The following is a 381-nucleotide window of genomic DNA, read 5'->3' as shown; positions in this document are numbered from 1 at the left end:
ATCGGCCGCCGTCGGCGGCGAGGTCGTCGTCCGGTTCGTGTGAGGTATTCTGTGTCATGTGTCGTGGCGTGTGTGGTGGTCGGTCGTCTGTCGAAGTCGGAACACGGTCGTCAGTCCTGTACGCTGGTGCGGATCTCCTCGACGATCTCGGGGTTGCGCAACGTCGAGGTGTCGCCGAGTTCGGCGCCGTTGGCGATGTCTTCGAGGAGGCGGCGCATGATCTTGCCCGAGCGGGTCTTGGGGAGTTCGGGCGTGAAGATCACCTGTTCGGGGCGGGCGATCGGGCCGATCGCGTCCTCGACGCCCTCGATGATGGCCTGCCGGAGCGCCTCGTCGCCGGCGTGACCGTCCTCGGTGATGACGTAGGCGTAGACGGCTTCC

1 protein-coding gene is annotated in these 381 nt (G+C 66.1%); it reads right to left on the bottom strand.

The features are described from left to right. Positions 1 to 110: 110 nt before the first annotated feature. Positions 111 to 381, bottom strand: a 271-nt coding sequence (locus tag ACFR9S_RS12575) for an AMP-binding enzyme (RefSeq protein WP_417385140.1), incomplete at its 5' end; no start/stop codon positions are given.

It is taken from the genome of Halolamina salina, assembly GCF_042678005.1.
GTDB classification, from domain to species: domain Archaea; phylum Halobacteriota; class Halobacteria; order Halobacteriales; family Haloferacaceae; genus Halolamina; species Halolamina salina.
This window is presented reverse-complemented; position numbering and strand designations above follow the sequence as displayed.